This window comes from Mycobacterium sp. IS-1556, assembly GCF_001499985.1.
In the GTDB taxonomy this organism is placed as follows: domain Bacteria; phylum Actinomycetota; class Actinomycetes; order Mycobacteriales; family Mycobacteriaceae; genus Mycobacterium.
In genome coordinates, this window is sequence record NZ_LQIM01000004.1 from 135,398 (window position 1) to 149,741 (window position 14,344).

Annotated in this window: 16 protein-coding genes; 5 read left to right on the forward strand and 11 right to left on the reverse strand. The window is 68.0% G+C overall.

All coding sequences use genetic code 11. The features are described 5' to 3' along the window. Positions 1 to 45 precede the first annotated feature (45 nt). Positions 46 to 183, forward strand: a complete 138-nt coding sequence (locus AU187_RS25625; protein ID WP_172800164.1) for a hypothetical protein — start codon at positions 46 to 48, stop codon at positions 181 to 183. Positions 184 to 254: 71 nt separating this feature from the next. Next, positions 255 to 827, forward strand: a complete 573-nt coding sequence (locus AU187_RS05475; RefSeq protein ID WP_059098812.1) for a TetR/AcrR family transcriptional regulator — start codon at positions 255 to 257, stop codon at positions 825 to 827. Here the strand turns inward: AU187_RS05475 and AU187_RS05480 are convergent. The 7 genes from AU187_RS05480 to AU187_RS05510 form a co-directional block, all read right to left on the reverse strand. Beyond that, on the reverse strand, positions 803 to 1,345 hold the full coding sequence (locus tag AU187_RS05480) for a dihydrofolate reductase family protein (RefSeq protein ID WP_059098763.1): 543 nt from the start codon (positions 1,343 to 1,345) through the stop codon (positions 803 to 805). The two genes, AU187_RS05475 and AU187_RS05480, sit on opposite strands and share 25 nt — an antisense overlap. A 1-nt stretch (position 1,346) precedes the next feature. Next, positions 1,347 to 2,264: a helix-turn-helix domain-containing protein gene (locus tag AU187_RS05485; protein WP_059098813.1), complete on the reverse strand. Its 918-nt coding sequence runs from the start codon at positions 2,262 to 2,264 to the stop codon at positions 1,347 to 1,349. A gap of 68 nt (positions 2,265 to 2,332) precedes the next feature. Further along, on the reverse strand, positions 2,333 to 3,187 hold the full coding sequence (locus tag AU187_RS05490; protein ID WP_156425579.1) for an arylamine N-acetyltransferase family protein: 855 nt from the start codon (positions 3,185 to 3,187) through the stop codon (positions 2,333 to 2,335). A gap of 65 nt (positions 3,188 to 3,252) precedes the next feature. Next, entirely contained in the window at positions 3,253 to 3,582 is a 330-nt protein-coding gene (locus tag AU187_RS05495) for a DUF8129 domain-containing protein (RefSeq protein WP_059098764.1), read from the reverse strand. An 11-nt stretch (positions 3,583 to 3,593) separates the two neighbouring features. Beyond that, complete coding sequence (locus tag AU187_RS05500; protein ID WP_059098765.1) at positions 3,594 to 3,800, reverse strand: hypothetical protein; 207 nt, start codon at positions 3,798 to 3,800, stop codon at positions 3,594 to 3,596. Between the two features lie 39 nt (positions 3,801 to 3,839). Beyond that, complete coding sequence (locus AU187_RS05505; protein WP_059166345.1) at positions 3,840 to 4,622, reverse strand: crotonase/enoyl-CoA hydratase family protein; 783 nt, start codon at positions 4,620 to 4,622, stop codon at positions 3,840 to 3,842. 118 nt (positions 4,623 to 4,740) lie between these two features. Beyond that, positions 4,741 to 5,973 carry a protein kinase domain-containing protein gene (locus AU187_RS05510; protein WP_059156996.1) on the reverse strand — a complete coding sequence of 411 codons (1,233 nt, stop codon included), beginning with the start codon at positions 5,971 to 5,973 and terminating at the stop codon, positions 4,741 to 4,743. A 111-nt stretch (positions 5,974 to 6,084) separates the two neighbouring features. Between AU187_RS05510 and AU187_RS05515 the strand changes: the two genes are divergently transcribed. Both AU187_RS05515 and AU187_RS05520 read left to right on the forward strand, forming a co-directional pair. Then, positions 6,085 to 6,894 (forward strand): lysophospholipid acyltransferase family protein, encoded by an 810-nt coding sequence (locus AU187_RS05515; protein WP_059098768.1) that lies wholly within the window; start codon positions 6,085 to 6,087, stop codon positions 6,892 to 6,894. A gap of 52 nt (positions 6,895 to 6,946) precedes the next feature. Beyond that, complete coding sequence (locus AU187_RS05520) at positions 6,947 to 8,236, forward strand: alpha/beta hydrolase (protein WP_059098769.1); 1,290 nt, start codon at positions 6,947 to 6,949, stop codon at positions 8,234 to 8,236. Here AU187_RS05520 and AU187_RS05525 read toward each other — a convergent pair. Then, on the reverse strand, positions 8,226 to 9,641 hold the full coding sequence (locus AU187_RS05525) for a WS/DGAT/MGAT family O-acyltransferase (RefSeq protein WP_059098770.1): 1,416 nt from the start codon (positions 9,639 to 9,641) through the stop codon (positions 8,226 to 8,228). The genes AU187_RS05520 and AU187_RS05525 overlap by 11 nt on opposite strands. A gap of 26 nt (positions 9,642 to 9,667) precedes the next feature. After that, complete coding sequence (locus AU187_RS05530; RefSeq protein ID WP_059098771.1) at positions 9,668 to 10,891, reverse strand: alpha/beta hydrolase; 1,224 nt, start codon at positions 10,889 to 10,891, stop codon at positions 9,668 to 9,670. Between the two features lie 147 nt (positions 10,892 to 11,038). Between AU187_RS05530 and AU187_RS05535 the strand changes: the two genes are divergently transcribed. Continuing rightward, positions 11,039 to 13,234, forward strand: coding sequence for an acyl-CoA dehydrogenase family protein (locus AU187_RS05535; RefSeq protein WP_502687734.1), 2,196 nt, complete (start codon positions 11,039 to 11,041; stop codon positions 13,232 to 13,234). Here AU187_RS05535 and AU187_RS05540 read toward each other — a convergent pair whose 3' ends face one another. Together AU187_RS05540 and AU187_RS05545 are read right to left on the reverse strand one after the other, a co-directional pair. Then, positions 13,235 to 13,675 carry a hypothetical protein gene (locus tag AU187_RS05540; RefSeq protein ID WP_059098773.1) on the reverse strand — a complete coding sequence of 147 codons (441 nt, stop codon included), beginning with the start codon at positions 13,673 to 13,675 and terminating at the stop codon, positions 13,235 to 13,237. Continuing rightward, positions 13,672 to 14,319, reverse strand: a complete 648-nt coding sequence (locus AU187_RS05545) for a helix-turn-helix transcriptional regulator (protein ID WP_059098815.1) — start codon at positions 14,317 to 14,319, stop codon at positions 13,672 to 13,674. Before AU187_RS05545 ends, AU187_RS05540 begins: the two co-directional genes overlap by 4 nt. Between the last annotated feature and the right edge of the window lie 25 nt (positions 14,320 to 14,344).

The window sequence follows — 14,344 nt, forward strand, 5'->3', positions numbered from 1 at the left end:
GTGTTCCTGCTTTTATGCTGATTGTCATAGACAGGGAGGCGCCCGATGTGGGTCATTGAGGTCAACTTCGCCGGTTACCGCTTCACGCATCACGCGCATGACCGCCGTCGGCCGATCCTCCGGTTCAGCCCACGCGCCCACGGTTGGCGTTCGGCGCTGATGCGTCGCACACCCGCAGCCTGACCACTTCCCTGGAGGTTGTTCTGACATCCGCCACGACCAAAACCAACAACCGGGTTTCGACGCGCACCAAGATGTTGATCACCGCGGCCGAGGTGCTGCGGGAACGCGGTGCTGCCGGGGTCACCATCGACGAGGTGCTGGCCCGCAGCGGCGCACCGCGCGGGTCGGTCTACTACCACTTTCCGGCGGGCCGCAACCAGATCCTGACCGAGGCCCTTCAATACGCCGGTGAGGAGATCACCGAGGTCATCGACGAAGCCGCGGCCAAGGGCGGCATGTATCTGGTCCGCAAGTTCGTGGTGTTCTGGAAAGAACTGCTCGTGGAAAGCGATTTCGCCGCGGGCTGTCCGGTGGTGGCGGCGGCGATCGGGTCCGCCGACGACGAACCCCGGCTGACGACCGTCGCCGGAAGCATTTTCGGCCACTGGCGCGATGCGCTGACGCGCGCGTTCGTCGCCGACGGTTTCGACCAGGCGCAGGCGTCCTCACTCGCGATCACGTGCATCGCCGCGCTGGAGGGGGCGGTGGTGCTGTGCCGATCCACCCGCACGGTGGACCCGCTGCGCGACGTCGCAGAGCAAATCGAATTCCTCATCAGGTCAAGGGAATTCATCCGTCGCTATGGTGTTCCCGACCGGGGGTAGGCCGTCTTCCACCGGGCGCAGACGAACTCCCTGTTGACCGCCGCCTCGACCAGAACCCATTCCGAACGCACCGGCAGCACCGGTGAGCCCGCGCCGAGCGAACAGGGTGCGTAGCTGACGATCATCTCGTCGATCAGGCCCGCCGACACGAACTGCCCGGCTGTTTCACCTCCCCCGACGACCCAGACATCCTTACCCGCTGCGGCGTCGACCAATTCGGGGTGTAGTTCGGCGACGTCGCCGGCGAAGGTCCGTACCGGGTGCCCGCCCTCGACGATGTGCGGTCGTTGTGTCAGTACCCAGGAGGGCTGCTCGTACATCCAGTCGCCCGGATGGTTGCGCACGATCCATTCGTAGGTTGTCGAGCCCATCACCACGGCGCCGATCGTGGCGATGAACTCGTCGTAGTTGAATGGCCCGCTCGAATCGATGTCACGGGAGGTCAGCCAGTCCAGGCTGTCGCGGTCGTCGACGATGTAGCCGTCCATACTGGACGCGGTGTAGTAGACGGTCGCCAAATCAGTTGCCCCGCATCCATTCCAACGGGTCACCGCGGTGGGTATCGATGCCGTGGCGGCCCAGCATGGAGCGGGCCAGCCCGCGTCTGAGGGCTGCGTATTCGAGGACATGCGCGACGATGCCGCACAGCTGAAACGATTCGGGCGGATCACACAACGCATCGATGACGGTGTCGCCCATCCGACCGTCGGCCGCATACTCGGAAACCATTGCACTCCAGCGCTTCCCGATGTCGGCGTGGTGCCCGGCCAATTGCTCGGGCGAAGTAGATTCGGGCCGGGTCACCGCCCGGTCCGGAAAATCGTGGCCCGCGATCGTGGCCAGCCAAACCTGCTTCGTCCAAACGATGGCGCCGAGCACAGCGCCGACGCTGGGTTCGGAACCGTCCCAGTCCAGGATCACCTGACGCGGCGAGATCTCTTCTGTCCACTGGTGTTCCGTCAGATTGGTGGCCTGGTCGATGAGGTAGGCGGTGTCGGCGATGTCGTGCGCGACCATCAGTTGGGAGATGTCGGGCTCCTTCGTGTCACCGGCGTTGTCCAGCCACAGCGAATGCGGTGGATGGAAGTGCAGGCCGTTGGGCGCGCTGACCCGGAACGCCACGTCGGCCGCCTTGGACGGCGGCACGCCGAAGGTGCGCCGGAAGGCTCGTGAGAACACCTCGGCCGACGACCATCCTTCGTCGGCCGCGACGGCGGCCACTCGCTCACCGCGCTGCAGGCGCCAGGCAGCGCGCTCGAGCATGATCCGGCGCCGCATCGCGGCGGGCGATTCGCCGGTCAGCCGGCGAACCTCCCGTGAGAAGTGGAATTCCGAGGCGTGGCTGCTGCGGGCCATCTCCCCCACCCCGCTGTTGTCGGCGTCGACGACCGCGTCGAGCAGTTCGCGCAAGCGGTCACGGTGTGATGGCTGGCCCACGCTCACCGAGTATGGTCGCGCCGCGCGCGGAAAGACATGACAATTTTTGCTCCGTTTCCCGCTGCGTTCTAGCGGTCGAGGACTTCGTGGATGCGTGCCTCGACGTCGCGGTGCTCGCCGAGGTCGTGCAGATCGATTCCGAAACGGTCGGTGAGCGTGGTGAGGACGTCGGCGGCGGTGTCGAACCGAACTCGTTCGGTGCTCCCGCCGCTGTGGATTGCCAGGTTGCGTCCCCGCAGGTTCCACCGGGCGTCGTCGGTGATCAGCGCTGCCGACAGGCCGGTGACGAAGCCCGACTCGGGATGCGTTGACACGTACCAGCTTCCGACTTCGAGATCGATCTGAGGCTGCGGTCGGGTGTCGAACGTGTACAGCGGCTGCCGCGCGCCACGGATCTCGGCTTCCAGCAGGTAACCGTCGACGTGGTTACGCAACCGGTAGGGCTCATGGCGGGTGGTCTGCACGGGTCCGGCTTCCAGCCGGATCGGCGATGAAAGGGTCTGCCCGCCGAAGCCGACGTCGACCAACCACGGTTCGTCGTCTCCGGGAACACGTACCGAGAGCGCCTCGTGGGTCTGCGCCGGCAGTGCGTCGGACTGATTCATCCACACCACCCGGCCCGCAAGCCGTTGCACGCCGTAGCCAAGCTCGGCCAGCACGTATCCCATGAGCCCGTTCTGCTCGTAGCAGTACCCGCCGCGTCGGCGGGCCACGAGTTTGTCGGCGAGCGGACCCACGCTGAGGTCGGCGACCGGAATGCCGAGCAGGGGGTCGAGGTTCTCGAAGGGAATCGACCGGTTGTGCGCGGCGATCAGGCCGCGCAGCGTATCCAGCGTCGGCTGCGTCGATCCGGTGTATCCGATGCGGCCGAGGTAGGCCGCGATGTCGAGGCCCACGTCCAGGCCCGCCGGCGAAGATGTCATGCAGACAATCCTGCGACCTCAACGGCGGTTCAGGTCAACACCGGGCAAGGCCGACGGTGAAGACCTCAGGGCTTGCCGCGCGCCGGCGTCTGATTCGCGACGCCGTGCCGCAGCGGGGTGTTGGCCTCCGCGGCCGTCGACTCCTGCACCGGCGAACCGCCCGGCGTGGCGCTGACCCCGGGTGCGTTGGCCGGATCCCCCGGAGACGGCTCCGCGCCGTGGGTCAACTCGTTGAGCCGCGCGTGCAGCACCTCGAGCACCGGAATCCGGTTGCCGTGCTCGGTCTCGTGCTCGAACACCGCGCGCAGCGCCGGTTCGTCGAGCCCCCGGATGCGGTGCCGCAGCTCGGTGATCGGCAGCTGGTCGTAGTCGGCAATCGGCAGGTCGTGCGCCATGCGCTGTCTCCTTAGAGGTGGGGAAGGCCGTCGGTTGGCGATGGAACGGCGCTCGCCGGTCCGTCGGCGCGTCCGCGGTACCGCATGACCAGCGCCGCAACGGCGCCGATACCGGCGAGGGCCACTGTCGGCCACAGCGCGGCCTGCAACAACCACAGTCGCCGCTGTGCTCTGAAGATGCGCTTCTGCGCGTGCCGCGCCCGGGTCAACGTTTCCACGTCTACCCGGTTGCCCCGGGCGGCGGCCGGAGAAACCCGTCAGGTGCCCGTCCACTTCGGCGCCCGCTTCTCGGCGAACGCGATGGCGCCTTCCTTGGCATCGTTCGACATGAAGACAGGCGCGAAGATCTCGACCTGCTTCTTCCACATCTCCTGGGAGTTCCAGTCGCGGGATTCGACGATGATCCGCTTGGTCGCCGCCACCGCCAGCGGTCCGTTCGCGGTGATCTTCTCCGCGAAGGCGATCGCCGCCTCGAGCGCCTGACCGGGCTCGGCGAGCACGTTGACCATTCCGAGGTCGTGGGCGCGCTGGGCGGACAGGCTCTCACCGGTCAGCGCGAGTTCCATCGCGAGGCCATAAGGGATCCGCTGCGGCAGTCGCAGCAGACCGCCGCCGCCGGCCACCAGGCCACGCTTGACCTCGGGAATGCCGAACGCCGACTCCTTCGACGCCACGATCAGGTCGGTGGCCAGCGCCAACTCGCAGCCACCGGCCAGGCAGTAGCCCTCGACGGCTGCGATCAGCGGCTTGGCGGGCGGCCGCTCGGTGAAGCCCAGGCCGCGACCCTCGATGGCGACGTTCTCGCCGCGCGCGAACGCCTTGAGGTCCATGCCCGCGCTGAACGAGCCGCCGGCGCCGGTCAGGATGCCCACGGACAGGCCCGCCTCACCGTCGAGGCGGTCCATGGCGTCGGCGAGGCCACGGCTGACGTCGGCGTTCACCGCGTTGCGGGCCTGCGGCCGGTTGATGGTGATGATCAGGATGCGGTCGCGCTGTTCGACCAGGACGGCTGGTTCGGTGTTGTCACTCACGCGGCTGATCGTAACGGCCCGGGAAAACTCAAGCGGGCGCGCTCCGGTGTGAATCTGGCGACGCTTTTCGGCGGGATTCCGTCGCCAGATTCACAACCGGGCCGGTAGCCCGGGCGGCGTGAACCCGTCAGTCGTCCTTCTTGCCGTTGCCCTTGCCGTTGCCGCCGCCTTCGTTGCCCCTGTTGCCGTTGCCCCGCCCCTGCTCGCCTTTCTTGTCTTCCTTGGGTTTCTCGAACACCGGTGACGCGGACGTCGGCGGTGGAGGCGGCATCGACGTGGGCGGTGGAGGCGGGGGTTGCACCGGCGTGCTGGTGCTGATCGGTTGTGGCGGTTGGGTGCTCGATGACGGGTCCAGCGCGAGCGCCAAGCCGGCGACGACGAAGGCCACGAACCCGGCGGCCGCCAACAAGAGCTTGCGTTCGCGGCTCAGCGGGCGCCGACGCGGCGCCGGAGCGACGTAGTAGTTGGCGGACGGCGCGATTGGTTGGGCGAGCACCTTGGTCGCCGGTCGCGAGGCGGACGCCGGCGCCGGTCCCAGAAGCAGCGCGGAGGGAGAACCCGTCAGCGCGGCGCGCATGTGCTCCGCGCTGCCGAACCGCTGGCTCACGTCGCGGGCCATGGCCCGGTCGATCGTCGCGGCCAGCGCCGGGTCGAGGTCCGGGCGTATCGCGCTGATCGGCGGAGGCGGCGTGTCGAGGATGGCATGCAGCAGCGCGGCCGGGTTCTCCTGAGGGAACGGCCGCTGCCCGGTGAGCGCCTCGTAGCCCATCACGCCGACCGCGTACAGGTCGTCGGCCGCCGACGCCGGCGCACCTGCGACCCGCTCCGGGCTCATGTAGGCCATCGTTCCGACGAGTTGACCGGTCGCCGTGAGGGCGGCGCCCGCTGTCTTGGCGATACCGAAGTCGGCGACCTTCATCGCGCCGCTGTTCGGGGCGATCAGTACGTTGCCGGGCTTGATGTCGCGATGCACGATGCCCGCGGCATGCGCGCAGCCGAGCGCGCCGAGCACGTCGTCCAGCATCGCTCGGACCCGTTCCGGCGGCATCGGACCCAGCGCGATGTCGTCGTGCAGCGTCCGTCCGGGCAGGCGCTCCATCACGATGAACGGGGTGCCGTCGTGCTCACCACAGTCGTGCACCGCGACGATGTTGGGGTGGTTCAGCGCCGCGGCGGCGCGGGCCTCGTCCTCGAACCGGCGACGCATGTGGGCGTCGGCGTTGAACGCCTGGTACAGCAGCTTGATCGCCACCGGGCGCTGCAACCGGGTATCCCACCCGTCGTGGACCTCGGCCATCCCGCCGCGACCGAGCACGCCTCGCAGTTCGTAGCGGTCCGCAAGGAGGTCGCGGCCGTCCATGCCGAATAAGGTAGCCGTAGCCGCGCAGAGGCAAACCAGCGCCGTTTGGCTTGCACAGCGGCAGTCGGCTAAACTAGAACACGTTTCAGTTTTCGATCCGGAGGAGATCCGATGGCCGCCACCGACACAGAGCCGTCGCAGCTCACCAAGTGGGATCCGAAGCTGACCGAACGCTTCATGGGCGTCACGCGGCCATTCCTCAAGCGCTACTTCCGTTCTGAGGTGCGCGGCCTGGAGAACCTGCCGGCGGGCGGGGCGCTCGTGGTGTCCAACCACTCCGGCGGCATGCTGCCGATGGATGTGCCGATCCTGGCCGCGGACTTCTACGCGCACCACGGCTACGACCGCCCGCTCTACACGCTCAGCCACGACATGCTGATGGTCGGCCCGACGGGCGAGTTCTTCCGCAAGATCGGCTACATCAGCGCCAATCACCGCAACGCCGACGAGGCGCTGCGCTCGGGCGGACTGGTCGTGGTGTTCCCCGGCGGCGACTACGACGTGTACCGCCCGACATTCTCCGAGAACGTGATCGACTTCGGCGGGCGCACCGGTTATGTGAAAGCCGCGCTGAACGCCGGTGTGCCGATCGTGCCGACCGTCGGCATCGGCGGGCAGGAGACGCAGATCTTCCTCTCGCGCGGAACCTGGCTGGCCAAGCGGCTCGGCCCGATCGCGCGCCTGGCCCGCGCGAAGATCGTGCCGATCTCCTTCGGCTTCCCGTTCGGGCTGTCGCTGGTCGTTCCGCCCAATATCCCGCTGCCGTCGAAGATCGTCATGCAGGTGCTTCCGCCGATCGACATCGTGGCCGAGTTCGGCGAGGACCCCGACGTCGACGAGGTCGACGCTCATGTGCGCCGCGTGATGCAGCGCGCGCTCGACGAACTGGCCACCGAACGCCGCCTGCCGGTGCTGGGCTAGCGGGTGGTCGCCGATGTTTTGCCGGCCGTCGCCCGGGCTATGACGGACCTCGATGCCTAAACGCCGCTATCCGCTGCTTCGTGCAGCGGCCGAACTCGCCAACGCTGCCAACGGAGTTCAACCGCTCGGCCGCGAGGGTTACATCACGCTGCCGGTGTTCGCCTTCGGCTGGGCCACCACCGAGATGTCGCCGGTGTACATGGCGGTCTCGATGCTCGACGCAGTGCGCCGCGGCCTGCGCGGTGACTTCCGCGGCGCTCGGGGCCGAATAGCGTTGGTACTGACCGCAATCGCGTGGGCGCTGTTGGGGCTGATCCACTACCGCAACGTCAAGTCGCAGCCATACTTCGAAAAGCCGCTGCGCGAGGCATTGGGCGAGGACTACGAGCGCGTCGCGAACAAGTCGCAGCCGGCTCGGCGACGGCGGGCGCAGATCGGCGTCTGGCCCCACGACCTGATCAGGCGCCGGTACGTCGAGAAGGCCAACACCATCCAGTACGGCCCACACCGCCGCGTCAACCGCGCCGATATCTGGCGCCGCCACGACCTGCCCCGCGACGGCAAGGCCCCGGTGCTGCTGCAGGTGCCCGGCGGCGCATGGGCCATCGGCATGCGGCGGCCCCAGGCCTATCCGTTGCTGGCCCACATGGCCGAACGCGGGTGGGTGTGTGTCTCGATCGACTACCGGGTCAGCCCGCGGCACACCTGGCCCGCCCACATCGTCGACGTCAAGCGGGCGCTCGCGTGGATCAAGGAGAACATCGCCGACTACGGCGGTGACCCCGACTTCGTCGCGATCACCGGCGGCTCGGCAGGCGGGCACCTGTCCTCGCTCGCCGCGCTGACGCACGATGATCCACAGTGGCAGCCCGGATTCGAGGACGCCGACACCTCCGTCGTCGCCGCCGTGCCGCTCTACGGCCGCTACGACTGGGTATCGGCGAAAGGCTCCGGCCGCAAGGAGTTCATCGGGTTCCTGCAGAAGTTCGTGGTCAAGAAGCGCATCACCGAGCACAAGCAGATCTTCGTCGACGCCTCGTCGATCATGCGGTTACGTCCTGATGCACCACCGTTTTTCGTGCTGCACGGCCAGGACGACTCGATCATCCCCGTGCAGGAGGGCCGCGAGTTCGCCGAGGCGCTGCAGAACGTGTCGACGTCGACGGTCGCCTACGCCGAGATCCCGCACGCACAGCACGCGTTCGACTTCTACTACGGATCGCCGCGGGCGCACTACACCGCGCAGGCGGTCGAGAAGTTCCTGTCGTGGGTGCACGCCAGGTACACGCGAGCCGGCGAGCCCGTCGACGCCGCGGCTACTGCAGCGCCGCTCAAGCCATAGCCGACTCGATCACCGTCAGCTCGTCGGAAAGCCCTGCAGCGCGGCGGATCTCGATGAACGCCTCGACCATCGCGTCGGTCAGCTCGTGCGGGTCAGCCAGCGTGGCGCCGTCGGACAGCACGGAGATGTTGAGCTGGTCGACGTAGCTCCACACCGTGATGTTCAACCCGCTGCCGGTGGTCAGTGGACCGACGGAGTAGATCTCGGTGACCAGCGCGCCGCCGACGCGGCCGGGCTCACGCGGACCGGGCACATTCGAGATCGGCAGGTTCAACACCTTGTTCTGGCCATCCTTTTCGGCCAGCCAGTGGAACAGCCGCTCGGCCGGCGCGGGCGGAAAGTACGCCGACCACCGGCTCACCAGCTCCGGCCCCATCAGGTGGTGGGTGTCCTTGGCGTCGCTCGCGGCCTCGTGGACGGCACGCACCCGCTCCAGCGGGTCAGCGAGCTGGATCGGCACCACCATCATGACGCCGGTGAAGCAGTTGCCGGAGATGCGATCCGCTGAGAAGTCGAAACTCACCGGCACAGAGGCCAACAGCGGATGATCGGCGTGTCCGTCGTACTTCAGCGACAGTCCGCGAAGCGCGCCGGCGGAGATCGCGAGCACCATGTCGTTGATCGTGACGCCCAGCTGCTTCGCCGTCTCCTTGACGTCGGCGAGCGCCAGCGTGGTTGTGGCGAACTTGCGCTGGGCGTCGACCCTGTGGTTCATGAACGACGGCGGGGGCGTGAACGGCCGGGTGAGCTCGGGCGAGAACTTCTTGGCGCTCCTGCGCACCCGCTGAATGCCCTGCGCCGTGTAGCGCATGACGCCGGGCAACCGGCCGATCTGCCGCATGTGGTCGGCGAACGCGGTTCGCACCAGCTCCGCGCGTCCCGGTGGCGGATCGGTGGCGTACGAGTCGCGCTCGGCCTGCGGGCCGGTCTGTAGGTCCATGCCGCGGGCCAGCAGATTCGCCGACGCCACCCCGTCGGCGAGGGCGTGGTGGATCTTGCCCAGCACCGCGATCCGGCCGTTGGCGAGGCCCTCGATGAAATACATCTCCCACAACGGCCTGCTGCGGTCCAGCGGTGTGCTGGCGATCCGGCCGACCGCCTCGTCGAGTTGCCGGCGGCCGCCGGGACTGTCCACGCGGTATGGACGCACGTGGTACTCGAGGTCGACCTCGCAGTTCTCCCGCCACATCGGGTGGTGAAACTTGAACGGGATGTCGACCAGTTCATAGCGGAACGGGTCGAGCTTGTAGAGCCGCCCGTGGATGACATGACGGAACTCGTCGATGCCGAACTGCCGGCCGCCCAGTTCGGACAGGTCGATGACCGCCAGCTTGAGCGTGTGCATGTGTACGGACGGCGTCTCGCTGTACAGCAGCACGGCGTCCCAGCCGCTGAGCCTCTTCACTTCGCCACCCCCCTGTCCGGAGGTGCCTATATAACCTCTTTGGCGCCGATCAGCGACCGGTTTCGGTGAATCTGGTTGAGGAACAGGCCGATTGCCGTCGCCACCGAGCCGGTCCTGGCCCCGTCAGTCATGTCGAACGCATGACCCGCGCCCGGCAGCTCGAGGTAGCTGACCACCGACCGGGATACTGCGCGCATCCGTTCGACGAACGCGCGGGCCTGGGCGACCGGGATGACGCTATCGCCGCTGCCGTGCACGACCAGGAAGGGCGGGGCGTTGCGGTGGACTCGGGCGATCGGCGACGCCTTGCGGAAGACGTCGGGGTGGTCGGCGAGTTTGCGCTTGACCACTACGCGCTCGAGGAAGTCGACGAACCGCACCCGCTCGACGGTGGAGCGATCCTCCCAGTCGTAGCGGCCGTAGATGGGAACGACCGCGTCGACGGACGTGTCGGAGCCCTCCGGCAGTTCGGCCTGCAGTTCGGGATCGTTGGGCGTGAGGCCGGCGAGCGCGGCCAGGTGCCCGCCCGCCGAGGTGCCCGCGACCGCGACGAAATGACGGTCGCCGCCGAACTTGTCGACGTTGGCCCGTGCCCACGCGATCGCGGTCTTGACGTCGGTGATGTGCGCCGGCCACGGGTGATGCGGCGCGACGCGGTAGTCGATGGACAGGCACACCCAGCCCTGCTGGGCGAGGTGGCTCATCAGGGCGTAACCCTGCAGCAGTCGGCTGCCGTGGACCCAGGCACCACCGGGCACGAAGAGCAGCACAGGTGCTGGCTCAGACGGCAGTTCCTCGGGCCGCCACACATCGAGCAGTTGTGACGGCCGCGGACCGTACTGCACGGAGGTGCGGTACACGCTGCGGCGGTGTTCGCGAATGTTCCACAGCGGCGGCACCGATTGCGGTGCGGGCCAGTCGATTGCGAGATCCTTGGCGTTGATTACACCGCGCAGCGCGGCCTCGGCGATGGCGTTGGTGCTGTTGCGCTCGGACCGCTTGAGTTCGGCGCTGCCCGGATTCAACCAGGACTTCGCGGTCGCGTTCAGGAAGTCGGGCAGGTGGCGGTAACCCCACACCCCCATCGCGGTCGCGGCGCCAAGCGGCTCAAGGTGTTTACCGATGACGGGCAACGACGCCGAAGCGACACTCATCGCCATCATGTAGTCCGACGGACCAGCGTTGAGCAACCACCGCGCACGCGTCCAGAAAGTCGGTCCTGGGTAGCGGGGCTCCGGTCGTTCGGCCATTGCGCGACTGTACCCCCGCGCCCGGTGCCGAAACGACAACATTCGGGAAGTGTCTACGCGTGACATTTCGCATCGAAATTGTGACGGCCATCACCTATACCGTGACCTGCGCGTTCGGGCTAGCTTTGGTCGACGACCGTCAAGCAGATGAGGACTTCCACCGTGAGTAAGTCAGCGCTAGCCATCACCGAAGAACACATCGACCTGGCCGATTCCGTGTTCGGCCAGCTCAACCGGGTCAAGAGCCGGGCGGCCGCCCGCGCCACCCTCGACGACGGGTCCGCACATCCGCCGGAGATCTGGTCGGCCGCGGCCCACCTGGGATGGCTTGGGCTGGCCATCGCCGAGGAGCACGGCGGGTCCGGAGTCGGCCTCGCGGAGCTGGCGGTCGTATTGGAGGCCCAGGGGCACGAGCTCTGCCCGGGCCCGTTTCTGCCCAGCGTCGCCGCCGCCGTGGTGATCGACCGCTGTGCGCCGGATTCCGTTCGGGCGCAGCACCTTCCGGGACTCGCGGATGGCAGCGTCGTCGGAGCGCTCGCGGTGGCGGGCAGCGTGGCCGTCGGACCGGATCTGACCGTCTCCGGTGAATGCCCCGCGGTGTTGGGTGCGCCGGACGCGAAGGTGCTGGTTGTGGTCGCCGGTGACGACGTCGTGGTGGTCGATACCAGCCGGAAAGAATCAGCCGACGGTGTGACGGTGACGGCACTGGAGGCGATGGACACCTCGCGCAGCGTCGGATCGGTGGCGTTGCGCGCAGTACCGGTCGCAGAAGATCACGTGCTGCGCGGCGCGGCGCGCAAGGCGCGCACGGTGTTTCGGATTCTGGCATCCGCCGAGGCGGTCGGGGTCAGCTGGGCGACCCTGGAGATGGCTGTCGAGTACGCCAAGGTGCGAGAGCAGTTCGGCCGAACCATCGGCACCTTTCAGGCAGTCAAGCATCATGCCGCCAACATGCTCGTCAACGCGGAGGAGACCGCCGCCGCGACGTGGGACGCCGCGCGCGCCGACGATCTCGACAGCGCGTGGTTCGCCGCCGCGGTCGCCGCATCGCACGCGATTCGTACGCAGCTCTTCAACGCGCAGAACAACATTCAGCTACACGGCGGAATCGGCTTCACCTGGGAGCACGACGCCCACCTCTACCTGCGCCGCGCCCGCACGCTCGCGGCGTTGCTGGCCGAGGCGGGCGACCCGCTCCTCGACATCGTCGAGGCCCAGCGCAGCGGTGCGGCCCACGGCGCCACGTTCACGTCGCCGCCCGAGGCGGAGCAGTTCCGCGAGCAGGCACGCGAGGCCGTCGCCAAGCTGCGGTCCCTGCCCGCCGACCAGCAGCGCGATTTCCTCGTCGACTCGGGCTATCTTGTGCCGCACTGGCCGAAGCCGTGGGGCCGCGCGGCCGACGTGCTCGAACAGCTCGTCATCGAGGAAGAGTTCGCCGGAGTTGACCGGCCCGACATGGGGATCACCGGCTGGGTGACACTGACCATCGCACAGGCAGGAACCGACGATCAGCGGGAGCGGTGGGTGGAACCGGTGCTGCGGGGCCAGGTGATGTGGTGCCAGCTGTTCTCCGAGCCGGGTGCCGGGTCGGACGCCGCCGCCGTGCGGACATCGGCGAAGAAGGTCGACGGCGGCTGGCGGGTGACCGGCCAGAAGGTGTGGACCAGCCTGGCGCACCTGTGCCAGTGGGGGCTGGCGACGGTCCGCACCGATCCCGATGCGCCCAAGCATGCGGGCGTGACGATGATGGCGATCGACATGAAAGCCCCTGGTGTCACGGTGAATCCGCTTCGCGGCCTGACCGGTCACGCGCACTTCAACGAGGTGTTCTTCGATGACGTCTTCGTCCCGGACGCCGACGTGGTCGGCGACGTGAACAAAGGCTGGCTGGTGGCCCGCGCGACGTTGGGCAACGAACGCATCTCGATCGGCGGCGGTTCGGGCGGGGCGACCGGCTTCACCGCAGAGGACCTGGTCAAGCTGCTCGACAACGCGCCGGCCGAATCCGCGGCGTATTTCGTGCGGCGAGCCGGTGAGGTCATCGCCGAAACACACACGCTGCGGCTGCTGAACCTGCGCCGGGTGACCCGCGCTATCGCAGGATCGGATCCGGGCCCGGAGGGCAACGTCACCAAGCTGCTGCTGGCCGAGTCCGGTCAGCGGATGACGGAGCTGGCCATGGAATTGGCCGGTTCGGCGGCGGTCGTCGGGCAGACCCCGACATTGACGCAGTCCTATCTCGGCAACCGGGCGATGACCATCGCGGGCGGCACTTCGGAGATCACCCGCAACACCATCGCGGAGCGAATTCTGGGCCTGCCGCGTGACCCGCTGCTGAAATAGTCAGGCCAGCAGGGCAACTCCGCCGACGATCAGCGCGATGACTTTCACCGTCTCCAGCCCGACATAGCCGTAGTGGGCGCGTGACCGGCCCCGGCCCGACGGGTTCGCGGCCGGTGGCGTGGACAGTACGGCGTCGGAACGCCGGTTCAGTGCCGGCCGAACCGCCACCAATTGGACGGCCAACACGACGATGGCGACGCCGATCGCGACGACGGCGGTCGTCGAGAACCCGTCGACCACGATGGCGATCAGCAGGATGACGGACAGCGCGATTTCGATTGTGTTGAGCGCGCGAAACACCAACCGGCCGATGCCCAGCCCGATCTGTATGGAAACCCCGGGCGCCCGGAACTTCAGCGGCGCTTCGATGAACGAGATCGCGACCACCATGCCCAGCCAGACGAAGGTGGCCGCCGTTGCGATCGCGTGTGCGACGGTCATGAAGCTTGCCTCCTCGGCGCGAGATCAGCGACACACAGCCCGGGTTCCGCGAACGGAACCAGCGCGTCCACGGTGAGCGGCGCGTCCCAGGCCTCCAGCGCGCCTTGCATGAGACCGAGATGCACCGGGCATATTACGTCTCGGCGGCTGTCCGCCAGCTCCAGGAACGGGCAGTTCCGCAGCCCGATTTCGCCGAGACCGGCAGAACCGGAGCGCCTTTCGGGCGCGAACCCGAGATCGGCGAGCAGCCCGGTGAGCCGTTCCAGAGCCTGGTCCGGCTCCGGTACATCGTGGGCGTCGTGCGCGACGGCTGTGTTCTTCGCCCAAGCGCGCCCGGCGGCGACGGCCCGGCCCTGCGGGTCTCGCTGGCGCGCGAACGCGTCGGCCAGAACCGCCGCCAGCATTCGGTAGTCGCGGGGGCCGTCGGGGTCCATACCCGTTGCGGCGCGGAACATCCGAGGCGGGCGGCCCGGTTTGGTACGGCTGGGTTTGATCGCTTCGACGCGTCCGCGGTTGACCAGCGCTTCGAGATGAAATCGCGCGGTGTTGGGATGGATCGACAACCGCTGCGCCACTTCGACGACGCTCAGGGGCGCACCCGCGTCCCGCAGTGCCGCCAGCACGTCGTCATGCCGTAGCGCCATCATCGCTCCCGTCGCGTCCACGTGT